The organism is Endoryza foliicola (assembly GCF_050589245.1).
In the GTDB taxonomy this organism is placed as follows: Bacteria; Bacteroidota; Bacteroidia; order Chitinophagales; family Chitinophagaceae; genus Endoryza; species Endoryza foliicola.
In genome coordinates this window covers 269008-294743 of the sequence record NZ_JBOBEW010000007.1, presented here as the reverse complement: position 1 = coordinate 294743, position 25736 = coordinate 269008, and the positions used below count along the sequence as shown (strand labels likewise).

Here is a 25736-nt window from a genome sequence, read left to right as displayed (position 1 = left end):
TGCATGAGCGATTTACCTATGGGCCAAGGCCTAAAGCCTAACACCTAAAGCCTAGATTACTCCCTCCGCTCCTCTCTTATAAATCTGCACTGTATTCTCCAATCCCAAATACAGCGCATCGCAGATGAGTGCATGACCGATGCTAACTTCATCGATCCAGGGAATGTGGTGGCAGAAATAGCCAAGGTTTTCGCGGTCCAAGTCGTGGCCGGCATTCAATCCCAATCCCAATTCTTTGGCAACAATGGCTGCTTGTTTATAGGGAGCCAATGCTTCTTCTTTTTTTCCGCTAGCAAAGATGCGCGCATAGGCTTCGGTGTACAATTCAATTCGATCGGTGCCTGTGGTAGCGGCGGCTCTTACCATTTCATCAACGGGATCGCAGAAGATCGAAGTGCGAATACCGGCACTCTTAAACAAAGCGATCATTTCTTTTAAATAGTCTTGATGCTTAATGGTATCCCATCCATGATCGGAAGTTAATTGTCCTTCTGCATCCGGAACCAGGGTTACTTGATGCGGTTTTGTTTCCAAAACCAGGTTAATAAATTTCTGCTCGCGGCAATTTCCTTCTATGTTGAACTCTGTAGTAATAATAGATTTGATGGCACGCACATCGCTGTAACGAATATGACGTTCATCCGGACGCGGGTGAACCGTTACTCCTGCTGCTCCAAAACGTTGCACATCTTTCGCTACTTGCAACACATCCGGATTGTTTCCTCCTCTGCTATTTCTCAGTGTTGCGATCTTGTTGATATTTACTGATAGTTTCGCCATGGCGCAAAGTTAGGAAAATATGAAGATTCCAAAGGAAGGGGCTTTTCTATATTACAGGAGTAGTGGTTTAGTTTTTTAGTGATTTAGTTCTTAAGTTAGCACTGAATTCGCTTCTTGACAATAAACGTAATCCTACACCTAATCCCATCAATCATTCTAATCCTAGCACAGAAGTTGTTTAGTTTTTTAGTGATTTAGTTCTTAAGTTGGCACTGAATTCACTTCAGGGCAATAAACGAAATCCTACACCTAATCCCATCAATCATTCCAATCCTAGCTTAGAAGTTGTTTAGTTTTTGAGTTGTTTAGTTTTTTAGTTAGCACTAAATACAATTCAGGGCAATAAACGTAATCCTACACCTAATCCGACAAATCATTTTAATCCTAGCATTAAACGAAATCCTACACCTAATCCAACCAATCATTTTAATCCCAGCACAAAAGTGGTTTAGTTTTTTAGTGATTTAGTTCTTAAGTTGGCACTGAATTCACTTCATGACAATAAACGTAATCCTAAACATAATCCCACCAATCATTCTAATCCTAGCTTAGAAGTTGTTTCGTTTTTTCGTTTCGCGAATCAATGTCCATGGTAGCCGCCTAACAAAACATAATTTCATGATACGGCTTTGAAAACAATTCTATCGAGGGCGCAGGATTGCAGTTCTCATCAAAATAATATTTTAAAATTACACTGTAGGGGTCACACATCAGTAGGAGGAGGAAGCGAGGATGAGAGGAAGGAAGAACGAGGAAACGCAGACAATCCTGTGGTGGTGCACATCAGTAGCCATCATCGTGCAATAATGCAATATGCCCCTGTATGGGTCACACGTCAGTAGAATAAGGAAGCGAGGATGAGAGGAACGAAGAACGAGGAAACGCAGACGACCGTGTGGGGTCGCACATCAGTAGCCATCATCGTGCAACAATGCAATATGACCCTGTAGGGGTCACACGTCAGTAGAATGAGGAAGCGAGGATGAGAGGAACGAAGAACGAGGAAACGCAGACGACCCTGTGGGGGCGCACATCAGTAGCCATCATCGTGCAATAATGCAATATGACCCTGTAGGGGGCACCCATCAGTAGCAAGAATGTTGATGCAGTGCGTTCGACCCTGAAGGGGTCGCAGATTGGTAGCCATCATCGAGCAACAGTGCATTCGACCCTGAAGGGGTCGCACATCTGTTTCCAAAAACGAAGGGCTCCATTCGGAGCCCTCATTTAAAACTAACACCAAGAAGCAACACTAAGCCTTAAAAACAGCTTGAGTGAAAATTAGTTCGCCTTCTTTATTTAAAATTTGAAGATTATACTGGCCTTTATCCAAATTGTTTAATTGCGTGATACTTGTTACGTTGATTCCTTTTAACAGATACCAACCGAACATCCGCGTTAACTTTCCGTGATCGTTTACCAAACGTACAATCACATGTTGGTTGAGATGTGCCTCAGCTTCTACATTTAACTGTGTGTGAAACTGTGTTGGATGAATGCTGACGTGTGTAATAATTTCCAAAATATTTTCTAATTTAAGGTTGCCGGTATAAGGTGTTTTTAAGTATTCAAAGGAATCTTGATCAGATCCAATTTGAAGCGTTGCTGTGTGGTTGTCTAATGTTGATTCCATTGTTGTTGTTTAAAGTTTGACTAATTTTTGTTGTACCAAACTGTTACCATTTAAACCTTTCATATCAAGGAAGTAAACTCCCGCTTGTAAATTGCTCAAGCCACTCATTTCCATCGTCTGATCACCACTGTGAATCAAACTTGTTTGCTGTTTCACTGGCTTACCGTTGATGTCTACAATCTTAATTACCACGGTTTGATCAATTTCACTGCTCACTTTGATGTTCAACGACTCACGGAAAGGGTTTGGTTGAACACTCACTTTTGCGTTGTTATTTGAGTTGCGCACCACTACCACATTTGAATAGCTGAACTTTCCATCGATATCAACTTGAAGAATTCTGTAGTAATTGATTTCAGAAGATCTGTTTAAATCCTCAACTCTATAGTATTTCGTATAAGAACTGTTTCCTGCAGCTGTAACTGTTTGAATACTTCCCCAAGTTTTACCATCCGTACTTTTCTCTACTACAAATCTTTCTGTGTTGAATTCTTGAGCTGTTGACCAGTTGATGATGTTTTTCTCAGTTTGTGATTGCACATTCAATCTTAAACCGGTTACGGGAAGCGTCACTGCAGCACATTGTGAAAACGTGATGTCATCAATGGCTAGATCGTTTCCACAACCACCGGATGAGTTATTTATCAATCTGTATCGGATCGAAGTTTGACCCGCAGGCATGGTAAAGAAACCGCCGATCTTAACCCATGTAGGACTTGATGTTTGAGGAATATAGTCACTTGAAAAAGTTGTTAATGTAGAAAAAGTTCCGGTAGAAGCATTGTATGTTTCTACAACGAATTGAACTTTAGGTAACAATGCACTAGAGCCGCAAGTACCCAAGCTGTTTACATTCATGATAAACAAGTAAACAGTGTAGAAGGCACCCGGAGTTAAGCTACCAACTGTATCTCTATAAAACTCACCGGCGGTATAACTTGCGTTAATAACCATCATTCTTCCGTTGCTATTTCCGGTATGGTCAGGAGCATTTAACCAGTCTCCGTTTGTTTGAGTGTTTTTGGTAACACGGTAATCACCATCTGCTAATGAACCTGAACCCGTATAACGGTAGGTCGTAATTCCGGTAGCTAAAGAGGTGTTTGAACCAGTACCAAAAGTTTCCTTGAACTTCAGGGTCTCTCCGGAACAGCTTTGCGCCTTTCCACTCATCACAGCACTCAGTACCATCAGGGCTACCAGGATTAAGTATTTAATAAGCTTCATAAGGGTGGTGTTGTTTGATTACCCTATGACGAACTGAATGCCAGAAAATAAATAACTGTATATCAGATAATTACGTCTTGGCATGGATAAATGCGCTCTCTAATTGGGAGCATTTTTTCTGATTTTGGGAAAGAAAGAAAATGAGCTTAAAGAGTTACCCTTAGAATCGGGCTACCAGTTTTAAGTTCAGCAGGCGAGGGGTGAGGCGATTGGGCATCGCATAAGTTGTATTAGAAAAATCTTTGATCAATAGATATGAAATAGTATTGTCACGATCAATCAAATTGAACACTTCAAAACTGGCCCAGATGTTTTCAAAACTTCTGAATGGACTATGGCTTCTTCTATTGCTTTGATCTGTATCCAACAACAATACACTGAATCCTAAATCGATTCGGATGTAGGGAGGTATGATCAATCCATTACGGTATTTTACACTGCCCGGAATATTATAAGGCATGTTGCTGCCGTAAATAAGATTGACAAATACTTTTGAATTCTTATTAGTAGATAAATAATCTTGTAAAAAGAGCCCAAACGTGAAGAATCGATCTGAAGGCCTTCTGAACCAGCCGCCTTGTTGCAAACTACTGTCAATGGGTTGATTCAAACTGTCTAACTTATAATTGTAGTAGGTGTCGTTTGTGAGGTTTTCGCGGGTACGCATGAAGCCGACACTTATCCAACTTTCCGCATCTTTTACCAATTCGCCAAACAAGCGGGTTTCAATACCCATTGCATAGGCTTTTGCATCATTTTTGCCACTATAACGAATCCGCACATTGTCAATATCATAACTCACCACATCCCACATGTTCTTATAATACGCTTCCGTGGTCCATCTAAAGGCTCTGTTTCCTGATTTGAAGTTGTAATCAAAACCCCCACTAACTTGCCAGCTTTTCTGTGCCCTCAATTTTTTATTAACGGTACCATCGTAGCCCCTCAACTCACGGTAAAACGGAGGCTGCGAATAAATTCCAATGGCCCCTTTGAAAATGATGTCTTTTTTCCATTTAGATGGCAGGTAAGAAAATCCCAATCTGGGAGATACCAGAAACTCGTTGTTCAAATCGTTGTAATTGAAGCGAGCGCCGGCTTGCATGCTAAAATCGGCTGAATCATTGAACACGATATTGTCTTGAACATACCCACTCAATCGGGTGGCGTTAATATTTGCTCTCGACTTCAATACCGAACTCAAGGTAAAACTGCTGGGGTTATACGGTACATTGTATCCGGCAGAATCCTGGTATTGCCATTCATGCAACTTGTCGTTGATTTGGTGGCGTTCACCGGTCAATCCCCATTGAATGTAATGGGCGCCCTTATCGTAACTCCCTTTATGACTAATGTTCCAAACTTCTATATTCAATTTGTTTCGGGCATAGGTTTGATACAAACCGGCACCTAATGGATTGTTGATGAGCCCGAAATCGGGTTGACTTTTATCGAATTCACGTTCTCCAAATAAATAGGAGCCGGAAATGTCGATGTTCTCTTGCTCATTGTCTTCAAACCTGCTGAGCATCCATTTCAAACGGAGGTCTTTGCGCGGCTGTTGTAAAAAGCTCAAGCCCACCATGTTCGTTTTATATCCGTCTTTTTCCTTCCCTTCAAAGTAAATATCCAATCCCAAGTTCGCACTGAAATAAGGGGAGAATACTGAGCTGGTGAGCTGACTATAACTGGGTTCCAATGAAAAGGTTGTTCTTGAAATATTCGAGAACAATTCTAAACTATTCTTTGCATTGAATTGATAGGTAAGAAGTGCCTGGAAATCGGAAGCAGAAGGAACATAATTTCCTTTTGTTTCTTGACTGCCCAATAAGTTGCGATTGCTTCGGTTACGGATACCTGCTATAAAGGTGAATTTTTTATTGGAACTGGTGCCTTCCAAATGAAGCCCTTGTTCCAACAAGCTTACATAAGCAGAACCGCCGAAGCTGCGAGGCTTTTTGTACTGGATGTCGAGAACTGAAGAGAGTTTATCGCCATACCTAGCTTGAAACCCTCCATTGTAAAAATTTACATTCTTGGCCATTTCCGGATTAATGAAGCTCAACCCTTCTTGTTGACCGCTTCTTACCAAATATGGACGAAACACTTCAAAGTCGTTTACGTAGATCAAATTTTCATCGTAGTTCCCACCTCTTACATTGTATTGAGATGTGAGCTCATTATTGGAACCCACTATTACTTTGATCAGACTTTCAATTCCTCCGGTAGGACTAGGTATATTGATCGCATTTTTAGGATTCACTACTACCAGCCCCGCTTCTTTTCTGCTTCTTTTATCAGTTACAACAACTGTGGTCAATTCTTTTGCTCCTGTTTCCAGTCGAATGGTCACTTTCTCCGATTCTCCCTCACTGAGATAGAAATTTTGTTGCAGGGTTTTATAACCTTGGTAAGAAAAGACAAGGGCCACGGCGCGATCGGAGGGCACTTTTATTTGAAACTGACCGGAATCTTTCGTTTGAACACCGCCTGCTTTCCCTAAAATGGAGACAGATACCCCGAGTAGGGGCTTTTCATTTTCGTCTAAAACCACCCCTGAAATGACGGCTTGCTTCTTCTGAGCTAGAGAACTCAGAGTAAAAAAGCACAATACGATCAGAAAAATGGGTTTCAGCAGCTTCATGAACTTGGGTTAGCAGTTCGAAATTAGCCGTTTTTTCGGCTCTTTTTTAAACAGAAAATCGAGATATTTATTTTATTTTCAACCGATAATATCCTTTTTTACCATGATTTTACGTGTCATTCTTGCTTTAAGCATCTTCCAACTCATTTCTTGCTACGACGAAACCCCTCCAAAAAAGGAAAAAGGCAAAGAAGAAGCTTCTGATTTCGTTTTTCAAGAAGCCTTTGTTTCAGGATCTGATACCGGTGTAGTAGACCTTACCAATTTAACCGAAGCCAAAATTTCCACCCTTTTGTGTCAAGAGTGGAATCTCAAAAAAATTGAAGGCAGTTCCGATGAAAGCCAAGTTTGGACAAAGGACAATGAAAGAATCTTTCCGGGCTTTGTGTTTTTCCCCGATTCGATAGTGGTAGAAAACCCTCACGATAAAAAGAGAATTGGTACCTGGACGGCTGTCTCTTCTCCTGAAGGCGCAGAGCTGCAGTTGACATTTTCGGGTGGCGTAAAAAGAATCTTGCTTTTAAAGAATGTGACTGCTAAAACACTACTTATGCAGGAAGTTCAATCCGGAAAGGAGCCCAAAAAATGGATCATGGAAGCAACCGGAAAAGTGTTGCAAAATTATAAGGACAATCCTTTTTACCCTGATCATATCCAATGGATGTTTCGCCCAAAGAAGAAGGAATCGGATGCAGAATTGTTTAGCCGAGTAAGAGCCATGGTGTGGTTTTATGGACTCTACTATCGTTACAATATCAAAATGAATGCAGACGTGATTACTTACAAAGGCTTGCCTGAAGTGTTTGTTTGGTATAATAGAGGGATAGGACTCCCGGAAAAAGGACTTATTGAAACGAGCTTTGTAAACTGCTTCTATAATAAAGATCAGGCAAATAAGGCCTACGATTTTCTTAGAAAGTTGCTGGTAGATTACGAATACAAGTGGCCCAAGAAACAAAACGTGTGGCTTTACGCAACTCACGATGTATTAGGTCAAATGGTGCATAAAATCGACAGCCTACAGCGCTTTTAACTTTGCGATGGTGTCTATTTGATTTTCAGATTTGAAAACGGTGTTGCCGGCCACTAGTACATGTGCACCTGCAGCCAATATCTCTGCTGCATTGCCTAAAGTTACACCGCCGTCTATTTCAATTTTCACATTCAAACCACGATCGTCAATCATTTTTCTGAGTTGACGAATTTTGGTTAATGTATGTGGAATGAAACTCTGACCACCGAAACCGGGGTTTACGCTCATGATGCAAACAAGGTCAATATCAGCGAGAATGTCTTCTAATAAATTCACCGGTGTATGAGGGTTCAAAGCAACGCCTGCCTGCATGCCAAGACTCTTGATCTGTTGGATATTTCTATGTAAATGAGTGCAAGCTTCGTAGTGAACTGTTAAGATATCGGCACCTGCTTTTTTAAAAGCTTCTGCATATTTTTCAGGTTCCTCGATCATTAAATGCACATCGCACACTTTAGTAGTGGCTTTGCGAATGAACTCAATGATCATGGGGCCAAAACTGATATTCGGAACAAACCTGCCATCCATTACATCTAAATGATACCAGTCTGCTTCGCTTTTATTCAACATATCACAATCTGCTTGCAGATTCAAGAAGTTAGCTGATAATAGGGATGGTGCAATGATGGCCATAACAGTTCTAAAATTTTCGCAAAGGTAGGGGTAATTATTTCAAATTTTTAAGGCGCTCTTTTGCTTCATTGAAATCTTCATCTAAAGCAATGGCTCTTTGATAGTTAAGCTGAGCCTCTTCTTTTTGGTTTTGTGCTTCGTACACTCTCCCCATCCAAAAATAAGCGTCGGGGTTCGTGTTCGATACGGTTGCTGCTACTCTAAATGCATCGAGTGATTGCTCGTATTTTTTCTGGTCGAAATAGCACAATCCTTTTTCTAAATGAGCGTCTATAAAGGTCCAGTCGAGTTTAATGCAAGTCTCAAATTCTTTTAATGCAGCATCGCACTGTTTGTGGTCAGATAAATAGGTTCCTTTCAAGAAATGAGCATCTACCAATATAGAACTGCTGTCGTGGGCAATGATATCATCGCAAATAACCAAGGTTCTTGGATTTCCTTGATTTGAATAAATATTGGCAAGTGCTTGACCGGTAATGGCCAGCGGCTGTAAAAAATAAGACTGTTCCAGCGCGGCAATAGCAGCAGCCGTATCTTTTAAACGCATCAGAATGATGCCTTTTTCATAATAAGCCATGAAATTGCTGCTGTCTTTCGAAATAATAAGATCGTATTGTTCCAATGCCTCTTTCCGTTTTCCCATGATGGCATAAAGTTCACTGATGCGACGCGTGAATTCTTCGTTTTCAGGGAATTTTGCTTGGCAGTTTTTCAATAGTTCGAGTGCTTCACTCAACTTGTTAGTCAATATCAAATTGGAAGCATATTCTATGCCTACGGCATCTGTTTGAGACAATTCCCAAGCTTTCTTATAATCGGCTGTGGCCAATGCATGCATTTTGCTTTGAGACAAGAGCAAGGCACGATTGAGGTAATATTTGAAATTGTCGGGAAACTGCTTGATACTGTCTGTATACACTTTGTAAGGCATTTCGCCGAGGATTGAAGTGTCGGGTTTTTCTTCGTTTGAACAAGAGCTGAAAAATACAGCACTTGTAAGCGCCACCAGCAGGGTTGATAGAAGTAATCTGGATTTCATGCCGCAAATCTAATCGATTTTAGGGGAGCCTTGTGACAAAAAAATTACAATTCACCCTCATTTTAGAAATATCTTTGCAAATTATCGACCTAAATAAGTTAAATAAACTAGATATGACGAAAAAATGGGCCCTCATCCCTGTTTTGGGTATGCTGATCATCGCAGCCATGGCATTCAAGAAATCGACCGTTATTGCTCCCAACAAAGCTTCTTTTGCCGATACCCTTCAGTACCCTGAAGAAAAGCATTTCAAAAATCTACAGCAGCTCACTTTTGGTGGCGACAATGCCGAAGCCTATTTCAGCTTCGATAACAAATGGATCATCTTCCAAAAAACCAATCCAAAAGAAGGAATTACCTGTGATCAAATGTTTATCGGAAAGGTTCCCGCCTTCGGTGAAAAATTTGAATACAAATTGGTGAGCACCGGAAAAGGAAGAACTACTTGTGGTGCTTTTTTAAAAGATGGCAAGCATATCATTTATGCGTCTACCCATTTAGGTGGTTCCGATTGCCCTCCAACTCCGGATCGTTCAAAATATGGCAATAAGTACATTTGGCCTTTGTATGCCTCCTATGATATTTTCATGGCCGATTATAACGGTAAAATTGTAAAACAATTGACCAAATCGCCGGGTTACGATGCCGAAGCAACGATATCTCCCGACGGAAATAAAATGGTGTACACCAGTACCAAGGATGGGGATATTGAATTGTATGTTATGGACTTGAAATCAGGAAAGGAAAAAAGAATCACCAATCATTTAGGTTACGATGGTGGTGCATGGTTCAGTCCCGACGGAACAAAATTGATTTGGAGAGCTTCTAGTCCGAAAACAGATGCTGAAATCAAAGAATACAAAGATCTTTTGGCAGAAGATTTGGTTGCTCCAACCAATATGGAAGTGTGGATCGCGAATGCCGATGGAAGCAATGCAAAACAAGTTACTTCTTTTGGACAAGCCAATTGGGCGCCTGCTTACATGCCCGATAACAAACACATCATTTTTGCATCCAACCACGAATATAAAAGAGGATTTCCCTTCAATTTGTACATCATAAACGAAGATGGATCCGGTTTAACTAAAATTAGCCGGGATAAAGGGTTTGATGCCTTCCCCATGTTTAGCTATGATGGAAAGAAATTCATTTTCTGCAGCAATCGTAATAATGGTGGAACGAGAGATACGAATATATTCCTTGCTGATTGGGCGGAGTAATTATTAATTAATAATTAAGAATTAATAATTAATAATTGGGCACTGGAGGGAGTGTGTTGCTTGATAATGGGGTGCCTTGCAGTACGCGCTTGTCTAGCCTTGGAATGGAGGTCCCTGAGCGGAATCCGCAGCGAAGCGAAGGATGAAGTCGAAGGGCCGCTTTCAATGCAACCTTTTCACCGAAGAACTTGATCGTATTCCAGTTACTCAGCAATTCGAATCAATTAATAATTAATAATTGGGGCAGCTTGAAGTGGGGAGAGCAGAGAGGGAATCAGCCTAAGAAGGTCTTAGCAGATTAATTGTATAGAAATTTTGATAATGAACCTGAGGACCACCGCCGATTTATCGCGGTGGTCTTTTTTTTCAATTAATAATTAACAATTAATAATTGATAATTGGGGCAGCTTGAAGTGGGGAGAGCAAAGAAGGAATCAACCTACACGAAGTGGGGTTTAATTCTCAATTCTTAACTATTAATTCTTAATTCTCGCCTATCTTCGTAAAAACTCATCACTATGTATACAGGACTACTGCATTTACACAACCTACTTCGTTGGGTAATATTGATTTTGTTATTGATTAGTATGGTTCAAGCTTTTCAGAAAAGCGAGGGCTTGAAAAAAACTAGTTTGTTTTTATTGATTTCGGCACATATCACTTTATTGATTGGTCTTTATCAATGGGCCGTTGGTGGATTAGGCTGGGCTTTGTTCGAAGCAAATGGTGGCGCCGTTATGAAAGACAGTACCATGCGTTTCTGGGCAGTAGAACATCCTATTTCAATGATTGCAGGCATTGTTTGCATTACCATTGCTAGAGGTAAAGCCAAGAAAAGCAATTTCAAAGCTGCTTCAATTCTTTATGTAGTTGCATTACTATTGATTCTAGCTGCAGTTCCTTGGCCTTTTAGAGAAGTGGGAAGAGCTTGGTTTCCGGGAATGACGAACTAATTAATAATTAAGAATTAATAATTGGGGCAGCTTGAAATGAGGAGAGCCTTGGCCTTCGGCCAAACGTGTTGGAAGATAGCGAGCTAAGAACGAGCCGACAGACGAAAGGCATTTGAGATTAATTTCATAAAAATTTGGGTGAGGAACCCGAGGACCACCGTCGATTTGTCGCGGTGGTCTTTTTTTTCAATTAATAATTAATAATGGGGTTCACCGCAGAGCCCGCGAAGAGCGCAGAGAAGTCGCCAAGGTTTTCGTTGTGCATCTTTGCGTTCTTTGTTACGTTGTGGTAGCGTAAGCTGATCGAATTTTTTTCCTGTTCAAAAAAGAACTTTAAAATAACAAACCCTTTGCGCTCCTTTTTAACTTCTTCCTCTTTGCGAATTCCAAGCAGCGCAGCTGCTCAAAACTTAAAACTTAATAACTCAATAACTTCTCTTGTTATTCTTTCCAACTCAACGTATACCCATCGTTTTCAATTTCAAGAGCCTGTTTGGTTAACATCAGAGGACGGAAAGTGTCGACCATCACTGCCAATTCCTTTGTCTCTTTTGCACCAATGCTTTTCTCTACGGTTCCGGGATGTGGTCCATGTGGGATACCTGCCGGATGTAAAGTAATCATGCCGCGTGTAACGTGTTTGCGACTCATGAAATCACCATCAACATAATACAATACTTCATCGCTGTCAATATTACTATGATTGTAAGGTGCGGGTATGCCTTGCGGGTGATAATCATACATTCTTGGAACAAAAGAACACACTACAAAGGCATTCGTCTCAAAGGTTTGATGAATGGGAGGTGGCATGTGCACACGACCTGTAATGGGTTCGAAATCATGAATAGAAAAAATGTAAGGATAGCAACAACCATCCCAGCCTACTACATCAAACGGATGTGTTCCATAATGCAATCCATAGAGCCAACCTTTCTTTTTTGCTTTTATTAAGAAGTCGCCGGTTTGATCAAATGTTTCCAAATCTTGCGGTCCTCGCATATCACGTTCGCAATACGGCGAATGTTCCATGAGTTGCCCAAACTTGCTCATATAGCGTTTAGGATAACGGATTGGACTAAACGATTCTACAATGAACAATCTATTTGATTCCGTATTGAAGTGAATTTGATAAATAGTACCACGGGGTATCATGATATAATCGCCATAGCTGAAGGGCAATTGTCCGAATTGGGTTTTCACCACTCCCGAGCCTTCATGAACAAAAATGAGTTCATCGGCATCGGTATTTTTATAGAAATAGTCGGTTGTTGATTTTCGAGGTGCAGCCAATACAATATGACAATCATTGTTTACCAGTACAGCTTTGCGGCTCTCTAAGAAATCGTCTTCGGGCTTAATGTGAAAGCCTTCAAATGAGCGGTGTTGCAGCATGCGTTCTTCCGCTATTTCCGGCGCAACATTTTTAGAAGCTTCGGTTCTGATTATTTGAGTAGGAGGGTGACAGTGGTAGAGAAGTGAATAATCATCACTGAATCCTTCTGTGGAAACAAGTTGTTCACTGTACAAGGTTCCATCAGGTTTTCTGAACTGGGTATGACGTTTGTGAGGTATTTGACCTCGCTGAATATAATGTGGCATACAATCGGATTTTTACTTACAAGCAAGGGCAAGTTAATTAGTTAATTTGAGAATTATAGGATGGGGCTTGCTATATTATCGGGTGATGTTATCGTGCCGCCCCTGACAGGCTACGTAACTGGTTCAACGACGAAATATAGCCTAGTTTACGACAGATTCGCCGCGTTACCGCTGCGTTCGCTGCGCCGCCGCGGTTTAAAATTATACTAATTATTGTGCAAGCACCTAACGCCCAAAGCCTAACGCCTAAAGCCTAAAGCCCAAAGCCCAAAGCCTAAAGCCCAAAGCCTAACACCTAAAGCCTAAAACCCTATTTATCCTATCTTGCCTCCTCAAAATAGCTCACGTGAAAAGAATCGGTTTGCTTTCAGATACCCATCATCATATGGATGATCAAATACTCTCGTATCTAGAATCCTGCGATGAAATATGGCATGGTGGCGATTTTGGAACCATTGCAGTAGTAAAGCCATTGCTTTCATTAGGCAAGCCATTGCGCGGGGTATACGGCAATATCGACGGCGCTGATATCAGAAGCGAATTCCCCGAGAATCTCGTGTTTGAGCTGGAAGGAGTAAAAGTGCTCATGCGTCATATCGGAGGGTATCCGCCTCGTTACAATCCCGACACCAAGAAACTATTAAAAGAACACCAACCTAAGATCTTTATCGCCGGGCATTCCCACATTCTCAAAATCATTCACGACCCGGTAATAGATTGTCTGCACCTAAACCCGGGAGCAGCAGGTCACCAAGGCTGGCACACCCTGCGCACCATGATCCGCTTTTCAATTGATGCCGGGAACATTAAAGATGCGGAGGTGATTGAGTTGGGGAGGAGAGGGAGAGGAATTATTAATTAATAATTAATAATTAATAATTGAACATCCTGAATACAGGAACGAGGAGACGAGGATTAGAGGAAACGAGGAAGGGAGGAAATTCGGAGCAAGTGTCATGGCTGCGTTAACGCTGCGATCGCTGCGCCGCCGCGGTGAAAAAAGAAGGAAGAAGGAGAAGGCAGAAAGAACAGGAGGAGGAACAAGAGGAACTTCGCGACTCCTTTGCGTACTTAGCGCACGTTGCGGTGAAGGCCCTCGATGCTACCATTTCTCAAAAAACACCCCATTAACACGGCTTGCTGATTTTTTGATCAAAAAATCGTATATTCAGCTAAACAAAATGCCGTATGATCAAGTTTTCTAACATCAAGCCCGCAGACATTGTAATGGCCGAGTATGAAGGCCAAAAAATGATCGGAACTGTAACGGATCTGAACCGTGAAGACAAGCAAGTGTGTGTAGAAACGGCGGTTCAAGAATTCTGGTTCTCGCCCGATCAATTGCATCCCATCCCTTTAGACGAAACCCAGCTTCAAATGCTCGGATTTCAAAAACAACCCCAAGCCGACGGATCCACCAAGTATCTAAAAGACTCGTTTCGAATTATGGTACCTCCTGGGGGTGATTTTAGTAAAATGGACATTTGGTGGAGGGAAGACCGCCGTCATCTTACCTCAGCCATCGCAGTTCACGAGCTCCAAAATCATTATTACGACATGACCAAGGTGGAGTTAAATCCTTAAAATTCCGCATTTTAGCTTATTTTTGCCCCCGAAAGGGGGCTATTTTCCACAATTGCCTGAAAAATATCCCCATTTTTTTCGGAATTATGGGTGATAATCCTATCTTTGCGCTCCTTAAAAATCTATGGGTAAACAACCGTTAATCAAACAAGATGGTACAATTGTAGAGGCACTTTCGAACGCAATGTTCAAAGTGAAGCTCGAAAATGGTCACGAAATTTTGGCCACCATCTCAGGAAAAATGAGGATGAATTACATTAGAATTCTTCCCGGTGATAAAGTAGGAGTGGAGATGAGCCCGTACGATTTGAGTAGAGGAAGAATCATCTTCCGATACAAGTAAGGAACAACATTGTATTAGGTACCTGTTGGCTAAAACCAACACAAAGCATAAAAAATGAAAGTAAGAGCATCTATTAAAAAGCGCAGTGCTGATTGCAAGATTGTTCGTAGAAAGGGCAAGTTGTACATCATTAACAAAAAGAATCCTCGCTTCAAACAGCGTCAGGGATAAGCGCATGGCCATTGGCCAGTCAACTAATTAAACGATAAAACACAAATAAAGAATATGGCTCGTATTGCCGGTGTAGATTTACCAAAAAATAAGAGAGGCGAAATCGGTCTTACCTATATCTATGGTATTGGCCCAGCTACTGCTAAGTATATCTTAGAGAAATCTGGTATTGATGTAAATAAAAAAGTGAATCAGTGGAACGACGATGAGTTGAACGCTATTCGTAACATCATCACCAATGAGTTCAAAGTAGAAGGTCAGCTCCGTTCTGAAGTGCAAATGAGCATTAAGCGCTTGCTTGATATCGCTTGCTACCGTGGTTTACGTCACCGTAAAGGGTTACCTGTTCGTGGTCAACGTACCAAAACAAACAGCCGTACCCGTAAAGGAAAGCGTAAAACAGTTGCCGGTAAAAAGAAGGCTCCTAAGAAATAATAAGCTGGAAGGCTTAGTAACCGATGGATTTCTGTTAGCAGCGTAAGGGTTGTAAACAGGGTCTGGCGGATGCTAAGCATTCCCTTTTTATATACACCTGTTATTACTGAATCAATTGCGGATACCTTGGGTGTAGGTGGAGGGTTGATTCGGGTTCCTTAATAGGAATTATTTTTTACAAGACTACCTCAGTTTTAAAATGGCAAAAGCACAACAAAACAGCGCGAAAGCAGCTGCGAAGAAAAGAGTAGTGAAAGTGGACGCTTACGGAGATGTTCACGTGAACGCTACCTTCAACAACCTCATCATCAGCATTACTAACAAGAATGGTCAAGTGATCTCTTGGAGCAGTGCCGGTAAAATGGGTTTCAAAGGATCTAAGAAAAACACTCCTTACGCTGCACAGTTAGCAGCAGCAGATGCAGCTAAAGTTGCATTTGAAGCAGGAGTAAAGCGTGTAGACGTTTACGTGAAAGGCCCCGGCGCCGGTCGCGAAAGCTCTATCCGTTCAATTTCACAGTCTGGTATTGAAGTAGCAATGATCAAAGACGTTACTCCTTTACCTCACAACGGCTGTCGTCCTCCAAAGAAAAGAAGAGTTTAATGATAGAAGCAGTGACCGCAATGGCGGCTCACTGTTTTTTCTTTGACATACGGCTCATAATTGCCAGCAATCGCAGGCAGTTCATTTATAAAAAAGGTGACTGATTGATTTTTTACGATTTTTTACTGATCTGCTCACCGAACTAAAAAAAATCGAAATGAAATAAAGTTATGGCACGTTACACTGGTCCAAAAACACGTATCGCCCGTATTTTCGGCGAACCCATTTTAGGTAATGGTAAATACCTTACTAAGAACAGCAACCCTCCCGGTCAGCATGGCCCTTCTAAGAAGCGCAAGGCTCCAGGTGAGTACGCTATTCAGTTGAAAGAAAAGCAAAAAGCTAAATACACTTATGGTGTATTAGAGCGTCAGTTCCGCAAAATCTTCGAAGAAGCTGCACGTTTAAAAGGAGTAACAGGTGAAAACTTGATCAAACTCCTAGAAGGTCGTTTAGACAATACCGTTTATCGTTTAGGTATTGCTCCTTCTCGTCCCGCTGCCCGTCAGTTGGTTTCTCACAAACACATTACTGTAAACGGAGAAGTGGTGAACATCCCTTCTTTCCAGTTGAAACCAGGTGATATTATCAGTATTAAAGAAAAAGACAAGGCAAATACTTCTATCACAAGCGTGTTCCGTGGTAAGAACCAGAAATTTAGCTGGTTAGACTGGAACGAAGCTGAGATGAAAGGTACTTTCGTTGCATTCCCTGAAAGAGAGAGCGTTCCTGAAAACATTAAGGAGCAATTGATCGTGGAATTGTACAGCAAGTAATAGCCTGTTGGCCGAATTGTTCGGTATTACTATCATTCTTAAAAACTAAATCTGATATATGGGCATTTTAAACTTTCAGAAACCCGACAAAATTATCCTGCAAAAAGCAACGGATTTTGAAGCTCAATTCGAATTCCGCCCTCTTGAACCAGGATACGGTGTTACTATCGGCAACGCACTCCGTCGTGTATTGCTGAACTCTCTTGAAGGTTACGCTATTATCGGTATTCGCATTGAAGGTGTTGACCACGAGTTCGCTACCATCAAAGGCGTTACTGAAGATGTACTTGAAATCATCCTGAACTTGAAACAAGTTCGCTTCAAAAAGAAAGTGGATCAAGATGTTTCTCAGGAAAAGATCTCATTGAGCATCAAAAACAGAGCTGAATTCACAGCGGCCAATATTGGAGAAGCTACTCAAAGCTTCGATATTATGAACCCTGAGCTCCTTATCTGTACACTTGATACCTCTGCTAAATTAGATATCGAATTAACCGTTGCTAAAGGCCGTGGTTACGTATCAGCAGAAGACAATAAAGTTAAAGACGCTCCTTTTGGATACATTCCTACCGATTCTATTTTCACGCCAATTAAAAACGTGAAATACGCTATCGAGAATACCCGTGTGGAACAACGTACCGACTTCGAGAAACTCATCATGGAAGTTTCTACAGATGGTACCATCCACCCCGAAGAAGCTGTTAAACAAGCGAGCCGCATTTTGATCCAACACTTGATGATCATCACCGATGAAAACATCACTTTCGATTCTAAAGAAGATAAGAAAGAAGATGTGGTTGATGAACAAATGTTGCAATTGCGCAAGATCCTGAAAACTCCATTGGAAGATTTGGATCTGTCTGTTCGTGCGTTCAACTGTTTGAAAGCTGCGAAAATCAACAGCTTGAGCGAACTCGTTCAATACGAACAAGAAGACCTAATGAAATTCCGCAACTTCGGTCAAAAATCTTTGGCTGAAATTGAACAAGTATTGGCTGAAAGAGGCTTGCACTTCGGAATGGATTTGAGCAAATTGGGAGTAGATAAAGACGAACTGTAGTTAATTAATAATTAATAATTAATAATTGAAGGGCTCTGCCCTTCAGTTGAAATTTGAAAATGTAGATTGCAATTCCTGACACGGTGCAATCGAATAAAACTAAAAGTCATGCGTCACGGAGACAAAATCAACAACCTTAGCAGAACGGCTTCACACCGTAAAGCGTTGTTAACAAACCTCGCTATTGAGCTGATCGCTCACAAGCGTATCGTTACTACTTTAGCGAAAGCAAAAGCTTTGCGCGTATTCGTAGAACCCATCATTACAAAAGCTAAAGAAAACACCACTCACCAACGTCGTGTTGTATTTGGTTACTTGCAGAACAAAGAAGCAGTGAAAGAATTGTTTAGCACTGTTGCTGATAAAGTTGCAGGTCGTCCTGGTGGATATACTCGTATCATCAAATTGGGTCAACGTATGGGTGATAACGCCGAAACTGCGTTGATTGAATTGGTTGATTTCAACGAAATCTACGGTAAAGGAAAAGAAGAAGTTAAGGAAACTGCTAAGAAAACACGTCGTAGCCGCGCTCCTAAAAAAGCTGGTGCCGACGAAGCTGCTGAAACCCCTTCTACTGAAGAAAAATCAGCTGAATAATTCGATGTTGAATTCATTCAATATAAAAGGCCCCGAGTTTTTTACTTGGGGCTTTTTTTTGACTTTTTTAAAGCATTTCAACAAGGTTTTGCACCTTCCTGAACCTTGCTGTGAGAAACTGTTCTTTGTTAAATGGGCTCGCACCCCTAATTTCGCGAAGTTTTAAAATTATGCATATACAACAAGATCCTCCGCCTCCTGCCGTGCTTTTACTGGAAGACGGCACCGTTCACTACGGTACTGCGTTTGGTAAAATTGGAACGACTACCGGTGAAATCTGTTTTAATACCGGAATGACCGGTTACCAAGAAGTATTTACAGACCCTAGTTACTACGGTCAAATCATTATCATGAACAGCGTGCACATCGGGAACTACGGTGTGAAAGACACCGATGTTGAATCTGATTCTGTAAAGATCAGAGGGATGATTGGACGTAACCTAGAAGAGCAATTCAGCCGCAAAATGGCCAATGCTTCTTTGGAAACCTACCTCATTGCCAACAACATCGTTTGTATTGAAGGCGTAGATACCAGAGCCTTGGTAAGTCACGTGCGCGAAAAAGGCGCCATGAACTGCATCATTTCTTCTGAGATCTTGGATGTAGAAGAATTGAAGAAAGAACTGGCCAAATGTCCTTCAATGGAAGGCCTGGAGCTCGCTTCTGTAGTTACAACCAAAGAAGCTTATAATTTGGGAAACCCTGAGTCACCCATTCGCATTGCAGTGATGGATTTTGGAACCAAGCAACACATTCTTCAATGTATGGTTGACCGCGGCGCTTATTTGAAAGTATTCCCCGCTAAAACCAAATTGGAGACCTTGAAAGAATTCAATCCTGTTGGATACTTTATATCGAATGGTCCCGGCGATCCTTCTGTGATGGATTATGCGATCGATACCGTTAAAGCCATTTTAGGCGAGAATAAGCCCACTTTTGGCATCTGTTTAGGTCATCAGCTTATTGCTCTGGCAAGTGGCGTAGAAACGTTGAAATTGCACCACGGCCACCGCGGTTTGAACCACCCGGTTAAAAACCTCAAAACAGGATTGTGTGAAGTAACCACTCAGAACCACGGTTTTGGTGTAAATCCCGATTCTTTGAGCAAAGCCCCCGATGTGGAAGTAACCCATATCAACTTGAACGACGATTCTATCGAAGGTATTCGCTTGAAAAGCAAACCTGCGTTCTCAGTACAATACCACCCTGAGAGCACTCCGGGTCCGCACGATAGCCGTTACTTGTTCGATGATTTCATAACCATGATCAAGCAAACCTTGAATTAATCTATTCGCATCATAACTTTAAAGGCCGTTCTACCAAAGAATGGCCTTTTTTAATTAATAATTGAGGAATTAATAATTAATACTGGAGCAACAGTAGCGATTACAGATGAATGGCATGAAGAACGCATTGTTGATATTTTTAATGATTGTTTTAAGCTTTTCGGGAATGGGTCAAGCTTCAGACTCTTGGAAAACGGCCAGAGCTTTTTTGAGTGCCTACAAATCAGAAGTTCGGAATAGTACGCAGTTACGTGAAATGGGATTGAAGATCCAACAACTGAAAGATACGATGGACAGGGTAAGAGTGGCGTATTTGTGGGTCACGAACAATATTCGCTACGATTGTGAAGGAATGAAAGCAAAGAACTCAAGATGGGCGCTAGACAGTGTATTGAAGAATCGAAAGGCTGTTTGCGCTGGCTATGTAAATGTGTTTCGCAATCTCTGCACAGCTGCAGGAGTGGTTTGTGAAGATATTAGTGGGTTTGGCAGATCGGGATACGAAGATTTGGAATTGAAACTAGATACCGTAAAAACTAATCACACCTGGAACGCTTATCGCGATCAAGGCAAATGGTATTTGGTAGACATAACATGGGCAAGTGGATTTACGGATGATAGTTGCCGTGAGTTCAAAGCCAATAGGAACGATTGGTACTTCAATACCGATCCGGTCAAGTTTCGGTGGGACCATTACCCAACCGAACCCAATTGGCAGCTAACGGCAGATACACTTGCTTGGACCGTTTTCAAGCAGCTGCCTTTATTGAACGAGTTGATCACTGAAACCACTGTAGAAGAGTTTTATCCGGCTTCTATCGTGATCCGAAAGAAAATTGGAGACACCGTACAATTTAAAGTAAGAAGCAAAGAGTATTATCCCTTTGTAAAATTCAGCAGTAGAAAAAATCCCGATTTGAACGAAACGGTGGTTCCCTTTCAGAAGGACGATTGGTATACTGTTACCTATCGCATTCGAAAAGAAGGCAACTACGATTTGCAAGTAGACTTCGTTCCTCAACGCATCATTCCTACCGGAGCAGGAAGAACCTATGTGACGTATCCGGATTTGATTTATAAGGTGGAAGCGAGAGGAGAGTAATTAATAATTAATAGTTAATAATTAATAATGGAACAGCCGGGAGTAATTAATAATTAATTAAGTAATAATTAATAATGAAACAGCCGGGATACAAGAGGGAGGAGGGAGGATGGAAGATGAGAGAAAGAAGAGGGGCAGGAACAGGTGGAATACAGGAACGAGGATGAGAGGAGGCGAGGAAAGAGGAGATAAAGAGAAAGAAGAGGAGCAGGAACAGGGGGAATACAGGAACGAGGAAAGGAGGAGGCGAGGAAAGAGGAGATAGAGAGAAAGAAGAGGGGCAGGAACAGGGGGAATACAGGAACGAGGATGAGAGGAGGCGAGGAAAGAGGAGATAAAGAGAAAGAAGAGGAGCAGGAACAGGGGGAATACAGGAACGAGGAAAGGAGGAGGCGAGGAAAGAGGAGATAGAGAGAAAGAAGAGGGGCAGGAACAGGGGGAATACAGGAACGAGGATGAGAGGAGGCGAGGAAAGTGGAGATAAAGAGAAAGAAGAGGAGCAGGAACAGGGGGAATACAGGAACGAGGAAACGAGGAGACGAGGAAAGAGGAGATAGAGAGAAAGAAGAGGGGCAGGAACAGGGGGAATACAGGAACGAGGATGAGAGGAGGCGAGGAGGGAGGAGATAGAGAGAAAGAAGAGGGGCAGTAGCAGGGGGAATAAAGGAACGAGGAAAAGAGGAGACGTTGAAAGAACAAAAATAGAATAACTGCCTGCGCTGCGAAACCGCTGCGATCACTGCGCCGCTGCGGTGAATGAGAAAAATCGAGAATCGGGATGATGGAAAAGATGATGAATGCAACACAAGCATTCTTCGCGACCACTCTGCGCACTCCGCGCACTTCGCGGTGAACCCAAATCTGTCTCCCAAAAAGTAATTCCGTTTTTTATAGTACTTTCGACAACACAATCAAGAACACACAATGAAGATTGCAATTATCAATGGACCGAATTTGAACTTACTGGGTAAGCGAGAACCCGGCATCTATGGCGCTGAAAGTTTTGAGTCTTTTTTCGAAACCTTAAAAGCCAAGTTTCCTGCTATCGATTTTCATTATTACCAAAGCAATGTAGAGGGCGAATTGATCAACGAATTGCAACGTGTAGGATTCAGCTATGATGGCATTATTATGAATCCGGGTGGATATACCCATACCAGCGTCGCTATTGGCGATTGCATCGCCGCCATTACTACTCCGGTAATAGAAGTACATATCAGTAATGTACATGCGCGTGAAGATTTTCGCAAGCTTTCTCATGTATCAGCCAAAGCAAAGGGTACCATTGCAGGTTTGGGATTGAAGGGGTATGAGTTGGCGGTGATGGCGTTGGATAATTAATAATTAACAATTAATAATTAATAATGAAACAGCCGGCAGTCTACCTGATTAAATATCGGAGGCTAATCTGTGGGAATCTGTAATAATTTGTGTATTCTGTGGTCAAAAAAAGCCTAAAGCCCAATGCCTAATACACAGAACTCAATAACTCAAAACTTGATCTAAAGGGTATCTGTGGTGAAAAATAGGGGGGAGGGTTTTACTTTGGAAGCAGACAAATATTACATGTACTTTTTTTAATAATATTCTTACAATGACGAGGCCCGTTGCGCAGCAACGGGCCTCAATTCTTAATTCTTGACTCTTAATTTACGCTCCGCCGGTTCCTCCATCTCTCACTTTGATCTTCTTCTTTCCTTCATTTTTCTTTTCAAATTCCAGCACTTCTTTAGGCTTTACCGTTTCTTTTTTAGCAGCAGGTGGTGCTGCCGGAGCTGTTTGTGGGGTTTCCAATTTACCAAATTCATACTTTTCAGATCTTATTAAGCCACCATCTGAATTGTAATAACGCCAAATTCCATGTTTCAAAGAAGCCCCTTCATTTTTCACCACTACTTTTCTGTAGGAATCTAATTTATCCAAGTCTTCCACCATAATGGTGTCGTACTGTTTTTCAGGGTTAATGGCTATCCAACTTTGTTCAAGGCGAAGATCACCCATTGAACTAAAGTAGCGGCATACACCGTCTTTCATACCCCAACGGTAATTTTCAATGCCCACCAAATCGCCCATTAAGCTGAATAATTTCCACTCGCCCTCTTTTTTATCGTTCTTGTAATATCCCTCTTCTTCGTAGCCCGGTTCGCCCCTTACGGTCTCGTATCGATGGATCCAAGGACCCTGTTTTCTGCCCTGCATATCCACTCTATTCATGGTATCGCCACTGCTGTTGATCGTGAAGTCTTTCCATTGGCCGAAACCGCTCACGGAAATCAAGAGAAGAAAAGAAAAAATCAAGCGCATGTTTTGTAAGTTTATACAGTTAAAAACGAAATACCTTCCGTTTTATGATACCAAAATTACTGCAAAAGCCCTGCCGCCTTTCCATTTTAACAGGAATTCTAGGTTTGGCTTGTTTTTTCCCGACGTTTGCTCAAATTAAGCCCACATTAGCCGCAGATCGCATGAAAGCGCCTGCCCAACGTACTTTGTTGGAACACAAGTCGATGTTGAAAGAATCGAATTTTAAAAACATTGGACCGTCTATCCAAGGCGGTCGGGTAGTAGATCTCGAAGTAAATGCCGATGATCCTACAGAGTTCTATGTAGCCTATGCTACCGGTGGCTTGTGGTACACCAAAAACAATGGTCAAAGTTTGGTGCCCATTTTCGATTCTGAAGCCATCATGACCATTGGCGATATAGCCGTAAACTGGAAAACCCATACCATTTGGGTAGGTACCGGCGAAGTAAACAGCAGCCGTTCTTCTTATGCGGGAACGGGTGTTTATAAGAGCTCTAATAATGGTAAGACTTGGGAATTCCTTGGTCTTCCCGAAACACATCATATTGGAAAAGTATTGCTGGATCCCAACGACAACAATACTGCATGGGTGGCTGCTCTTGGCCATCTCTATTCGCCAAACAAAGAACGCGGGGTTTACAAAACCACTGATGGTGGCAAAACCTGGAAGCAAACACTTTCAGTTGATGATAACACAGGTGCCATCGATATTGATCTCAACCCATCGAATCCCAAGGAATTGTATGCTGCTATGTGGTACCGTACTCGTAGTGCCTGGAATTTTGTGGGAAGCGGCAAAACAAGTGGAATTTACAAGAGTACCGATGGTGGTGATTCATGGCAGTTGGCAACGGGTGCCGGCTCCGGATTTCCGAGCGGGGATGGTTTAGGCCGAATAGGTCTTGCCGTTTATCCCAAGAATCCCAATATCGTATTTGCAGTGCTCGATAATCAAACTCCTAAGCCGGCAACTACCGGTGCTGTGGCAGATACCAATTTTAAGGTGAGTGACTTTAAAAGCATTACAAAAGAACAATTCGCAGCACTCGATAATAAAAAGCTGGAGAGTTTTTTAAGAAAGAATCGCATGCCTGCAAAGTATACCGCAGCTTCTGTGAAAGAGTTGGTGGCTACCGACAAAGTGGCTCCCAATAGTTTGTATGTTTACTTGGATGTAGACGATGGATTTACCAATACAGGCATTTATGGATGTCAGGTTTACAAAAGTGAAGATGCCGGAAAAACCTGGAAACTCACACACGAGAAAGAGATCGGTATTTTCAGTACGTATGGATATTATTTCGCCAAGATCTTTGTTTCTCCTTACAATGAAAACAAACTTTGGATTGTTGGTGTTCCCTTGCAACTTTCTATTGACGGTGGTAAAACGTTTAAAAGCATTGACAAAGGAAACGTTCACTCCGATCACCATGCTGTATGGGTGAACCCTAAAAGAGATTCGCATGTAATCAATGGGAACGACGGTGGAGCTAATATTACCTATGACGATGGTGATACTTGGTTCAAAATAAATACGCCTCCTGTTGGACAATTCTATTCTGTTATTACTGATGATGCCAAACCTTACAATGTATATGGTGGTTTGCAAGATAACAATGTTTGGTACGGCCCTTCTACACACAAAGAAGACATTGGTTGGATCGACAACGGTGAATACTCTTACAAAGCACTAGTTGGGGGTGATGGTATGCAAGTTCAAGTGGATACCAGAGATAACACCACCGTATATGCGGGAAGTCAATTTGGTAACTATGTTCGAATGAACCGTGTTACACGCAGTGACATGAAGCGCATTCGCCCATCCCATGAATTAGGTGAAGCGCCTCTTCGATTCAATTGGGAAACGCCCATTCTACTGAGCAAGCACAATCAAGATGTATTTTACTACGGTACCAACAAGTTTCACCGTTCATTGAACAAAGCCGAAACTTTAGAAACTCTAAGCGGCGATCTTACCAACGGCAAGAAAGAAGGCAATGTACCTTTCGGTTCTACCACAAGTATTGCAGAATCTCCTTTGAAATTCGGCTTGTTGTATGTAGGTACCGATGATGGTAATATTCATATCTCGAAAGATGGTGGTTATACTTGGAACAAAATCAGTTCTAATTTACCACAAGGTTTATGGGTAAGCCATGTTCAACCTTCGCAGTACAAAGAAGGACGTGTGTTTGTAACATTGAACGGATACCGAAACGACCATTTCTTGCCTTATTTATTTGTAAGCGATGACTACGGTACCACTTGGAAGCAAATAGGAAAAGACCTGCCATTTGAGCCTTTGAATGTAGTGAAAGAAGATCCTAAACAAGAGAAGATATTATACGTAGGAAGTGATGGAGGATTGTATGTAAGCATTGATGGCGGTGCTGGCTTTATGGCCTGGAATGCCGGATTGCCAAAATCCATTCCTGTTCATGATATTGCTATCCAGGTTCGTGAGAATGATATTGTATTAGGTACCCACGGTAGAAGTTTGTTTGTATCGAAATTGACCGCAGTTCAAGAACTGTTGACCAACGCTGAATTGCACCAAAAAAAGCAAGCAGAGGTTGATAAAATGATTTCGGTTGCCAGTGGTGGCGCTGCAAAAGATTTGTTTAGTAGAGAAGGGATTGAGGTAGAATGTCCAACCATTGAACCTCCAAAGAAGAAGAAAAAATAAAGGCCGAGCAGCCTTCAAAGTCCCAA

25 protein-coding genes are annotated in these 25736 nt (G+C 41.8%); 17 read left to right on the top strand and 8 right to left on the bottom strand.

The window, feature by feature from the left end:
- Positions 1–51 precede the first annotated feature (51 nt).
- From ACQ2HE_RS16740 to ACQ2HE_RS16725, 4 genes are all read right to left on the bottom strand, one after another.
- Positions 52–780 carry a pyridoxine 5'-phosphate synthase gene (locus ACQ2HE_RS16740; RefSeq protein WP_430896536.1) on the bottom strand — a complete coding sequence of 243 codons (729 nt, stop codon included), beginning with the start codon at positions 778–780 and terminating at the stop codon, positions 52–54.
- Positions 781–2032: 1252 nt separating this feature from the next.
- The gene (locus tag ACQ2HE_RS16735) at positions 2033–2413 is read right to left on the bottom strand and encodes a hypothetical protein (RefSeq protein WP_430896538.1); all 381 of its coding nucleotides are present in this window, start codon (positions 2411–2413) and stop codon (positions 2033–2035) included.
- A gap of 9 nt (positions 2414–2422) precedes the next feature.
- The gene (locus tag ACQ2HE_RS16730; RefSeq protein ID WP_430896540.1) at positions 2423–3640 is read right to left on the bottom strand and encodes a T9SS type A sorting domain-containing protein; all 1218 of its coding nucleotides are present in this window, start codon (positions 3638–3640) and stop codon (positions 2423–2425) included.
- Between the two features lie 160 nt (positions 3641–3800).
- Positions 3801–6284 (bottom strand): TonB-dependent receptor, encoded by a 2484-nt coding sequence (locus ACQ2HE_RS16725; protein ID WP_430896542.1) that lies wholly within the window; start codon positions 6282–6284, stop codon positions 3801–3803.
- Positions 6285–6387: 103 nt separating this feature from the next.
- Here ACQ2HE_RS16725 and ACQ2HE_RS16720 point away from each other — a divergent pair, with 103 nt between their 5' ends.
- Entirely contained in the window at positions 6388–7317 is a 930-nt protein-coding gene (locus ACQ2HE_RS16720) for a hypothetical protein (protein ID WP_430896544.1), read from the top strand.
- On the opposite strand, the gene rpe is transcribed toward ACQ2HE_RS16720, so the two are convergent.
- On the bottom strand, positions 7303–7950 hold the full coding sequence (gene rpe, locus ACQ2HE_RS16715) for a ribulose-phosphate 3-epimerase (protein ID WP_430896546.1): 648 nt from the start codon (positions 7948–7950) through the stop codon (positions 7303–7305). The two genes, ACQ2HE_RS16720 and rpe, sit on opposite strands and share 15 nt — an antisense overlap.
- A gap of 34 nt (positions 7951–7984) precedes the next feature.
- Positions 7985–8989 (bottom strand): tetratricopeptide repeat protein, encoded by a 1005-nt coding sequence (locus tag ACQ2HE_RS16710; RefSeq protein ID WP_430896548.1) that lies wholly within the window; start codon positions 8987–8989, stop codon positions 7985–7987.
- 113 nt (positions 8990–9102) lie between these two features.
- On the opposite strand from ACQ2HE_RS16710, the gene ACQ2HE_RS16705 reads away from it, so the two are divergent.
- Together ACQ2HE_RS16705 and ACQ2HE_RS16700 are read left to right on the top strand one after the other, a co-directional pair.
- Positions 9103–10209, top strand: a complete 1107-nt coding sequence (locus ACQ2HE_RS16705) for a TolB family protein (RefSeq protein WP_430896550.1) — start codon at positions 9103–9105, stop codon at positions 10207–10209.
- A gap of 518 nt (positions 10210–10727) precedes the next feature.
- Positions 10728–11162 (top strand): hypothetical protein, encoded by a 435-nt coding sequence (locus ACQ2HE_RS16700; protein WP_430896552.1) that lies wholly within the window; start codon positions 10728–10730, stop codon positions 11160–11162.
- Positions 11163–11603: 441 nt separating this feature from the next.
- Here the strand turns inward: ACQ2HE_RS16700 and ACQ2HE_RS16695 are convergent, their stop codons facing one another.
- On the bottom strand, positions 11604–12761 hold the full coding sequence (locus ACQ2HE_RS16695; protein ID WP_430896554.1) for a homogentisate 1,2-dioxygenase: 1158 nt from the start codon (positions 12759–12761) through the stop codon (positions 11604–11606).
- Between the two features lie 346 nt (positions 12762–13107).
- Between ACQ2HE_RS16695 and ACQ2HE_RS16690 the strand changes: the two genes are divergently transcribed.
- The 13 genes from ACQ2HE_RS16690 to aroQ all read left to right on the top strand — a co-directional run bounded on the left by ACQ2HE_RS16690 (position 13108) and on the right by aroQ (position 22060).
- Positions 13108–13623, top strand: coding sequence for a metallophosphoesterase family protein (locus tag ACQ2HE_RS16690; RefSeq protein ID WP_430896556.1), 516 nt, complete (start codon positions 13108–13110; stop codon positions 13621–13623).
- A gap of 326 nt (positions 13624–13949) precedes the next feature.
- Positions 13950–14345 (top strand): hypothetical protein, encoded by a 396-nt coding sequence (locus ACQ2HE_RS16685; RefSeq protein WP_430896558.1) that lies wholly within the window; start codon positions 13950–13952, stop codon positions 14343–14345.
- Positions 14346–14469: 124 nt separating this feature from the next.
- Entirely contained in the window at positions 14470–14688 is a 219-nt protein-coding gene (gene infA / locus ACQ2HE_RS16680) for a translation initiation factor IF-1 (protein WP_430896560.1), read from the top strand.
- A gap of 54 nt (positions 14689–14742) precedes the next feature.
- Positions 14743–14859, top strand: a complete 117-nt coding sequence (gene ykgO / locus ACQ2HE_RS16675; RefSeq protein WP_071836964.1) for a type B 50S ribosomal protein L36 — start codon at positions 14743–14745, stop codon at positions 14857–14859.
- Between the two features lie 54 nt (positions 14860–14913).
- Positions 14914–15294: a 30S ribosomal protein S13 gene (gene rpsM / locus ACQ2HE_RS16670; RefSeq protein ID WP_430896563.1), complete on the top strand. Its 381-nt coding sequence runs from the start codon at positions 14914–14916 to the stop codon at positions 15292–15294.
- Positions 15295–15493: 199 nt separating this feature from the next.
- Positions 15494–15898, top strand: coding sequence for a 30S ribosomal protein S11 (gene rpsK / locus ACQ2HE_RS16665; RefSeq protein WP_430896565.1), 405 nt, complete (start codon positions 15494–15496; stop codon positions 15896–15898).
- 170 nt (positions 15899–16068) lie between these two features.
- A complete protein-coding gene (rpsD, locus tag ACQ2HE_RS16660; protein WP_430896567.1) occupies positions 16069–16674 on the top strand; it encodes a 30S ribosomal protein S4 in 606 nt (201 codons plus the stop codon).
- 58 nt (positions 16675–16732) lie between these two features.
- Positions 16733–17734, top strand: coding sequence for a DNA-directed RNA polymerase subunit alpha (locus ACQ2HE_RS16655; protein WP_430896569.1), 1002 nt, complete (start codon positions 16733–16735; stop codon positions 17732–17734).
- A 108-nt stretch (positions 17735–17842) separates the two neighbouring features.
- Entirely contained in the window at positions 17843–18331 is a 489-nt protein-coding gene (rplQ, locus tag ACQ2HE_RS16650; RefSeq protein WP_430896571.1) for a 50S ribosomal protein L17, read from the top strand.
- Positions 18332–18501: 170 nt separating this feature from the next.
- Positions 18502–19617, top strand: coding sequence for a glutamine-hydrolyzing carbamoyl-phosphate synthase small subunit (gene carA / locus ACQ2HE_RS16645; RefSeq protein WP_430896573.1), 1116 nt, complete (start codon positions 18502–18504; stop codon positions 19615–19617).
- A 115-nt stretch (positions 19618–19732) separates the two neighbouring features.
- A complete protein-coding gene (locus tag ACQ2HE_RS16640) occupies positions 19733–20719 on the top strand; it encodes a transglutaminase domain-containing protein (protein ID WP_430896575.1) in 987 nt (328 codons plus the stop codon).
- 109 nt (positions 20720–20828) lie between these two features.
- Entirely contained in the window at positions 20829–20984 is a 156-nt protein-coding gene (locus tag ACQ2HE_RS16635; RefSeq protein WP_430902474.1) for a hypothetical protein, read from the top strand.
- Between the two features lie 659 nt (positions 20985–21643).
- A complete protein-coding gene (gene aroQ / locus ACQ2HE_RS16630) occupies positions 21644–22060 on the top strand; it encodes a type II 3-dehydroquinate dehydratase (protein ID WP_430896577.1) in 417 nt (138 codons plus the stop codon).
- A 309-nt stretch (positions 22061–22369) separates the two neighbouring features.
- On the opposite strand, the gene ACQ2HE_RS16625 is transcribed toward aroQ, so the two are convergent.
- Positions 22370–23023, bottom strand: coding sequence for a toxin-antitoxin system YwqK family antitoxin (locus ACQ2HE_RS16625; RefSeq protein ID WP_430896579.1), 654 nt, complete (start codon positions 23021–23023; stop codon positions 22370–22372).
- Positions 23024–23184: 161 nt separating this feature from the next.
- Between ACQ2HE_RS16625 and ACQ2HE_RS16620 the strand changes: the two genes are divergently transcribed.
- Positions 23185–25710 (top strand): WD40/YVTN/BNR-like repeat-containing protein, encoded by a 2526-nt coding sequence (locus ACQ2HE_RS16620; RefSeq protein WP_430902473.1) that lies wholly within the window; start codon positions 23185–23187, stop codon positions 25708–25710.
- Positions 25711–25736 lie beyond the last annotated feature (26 nt).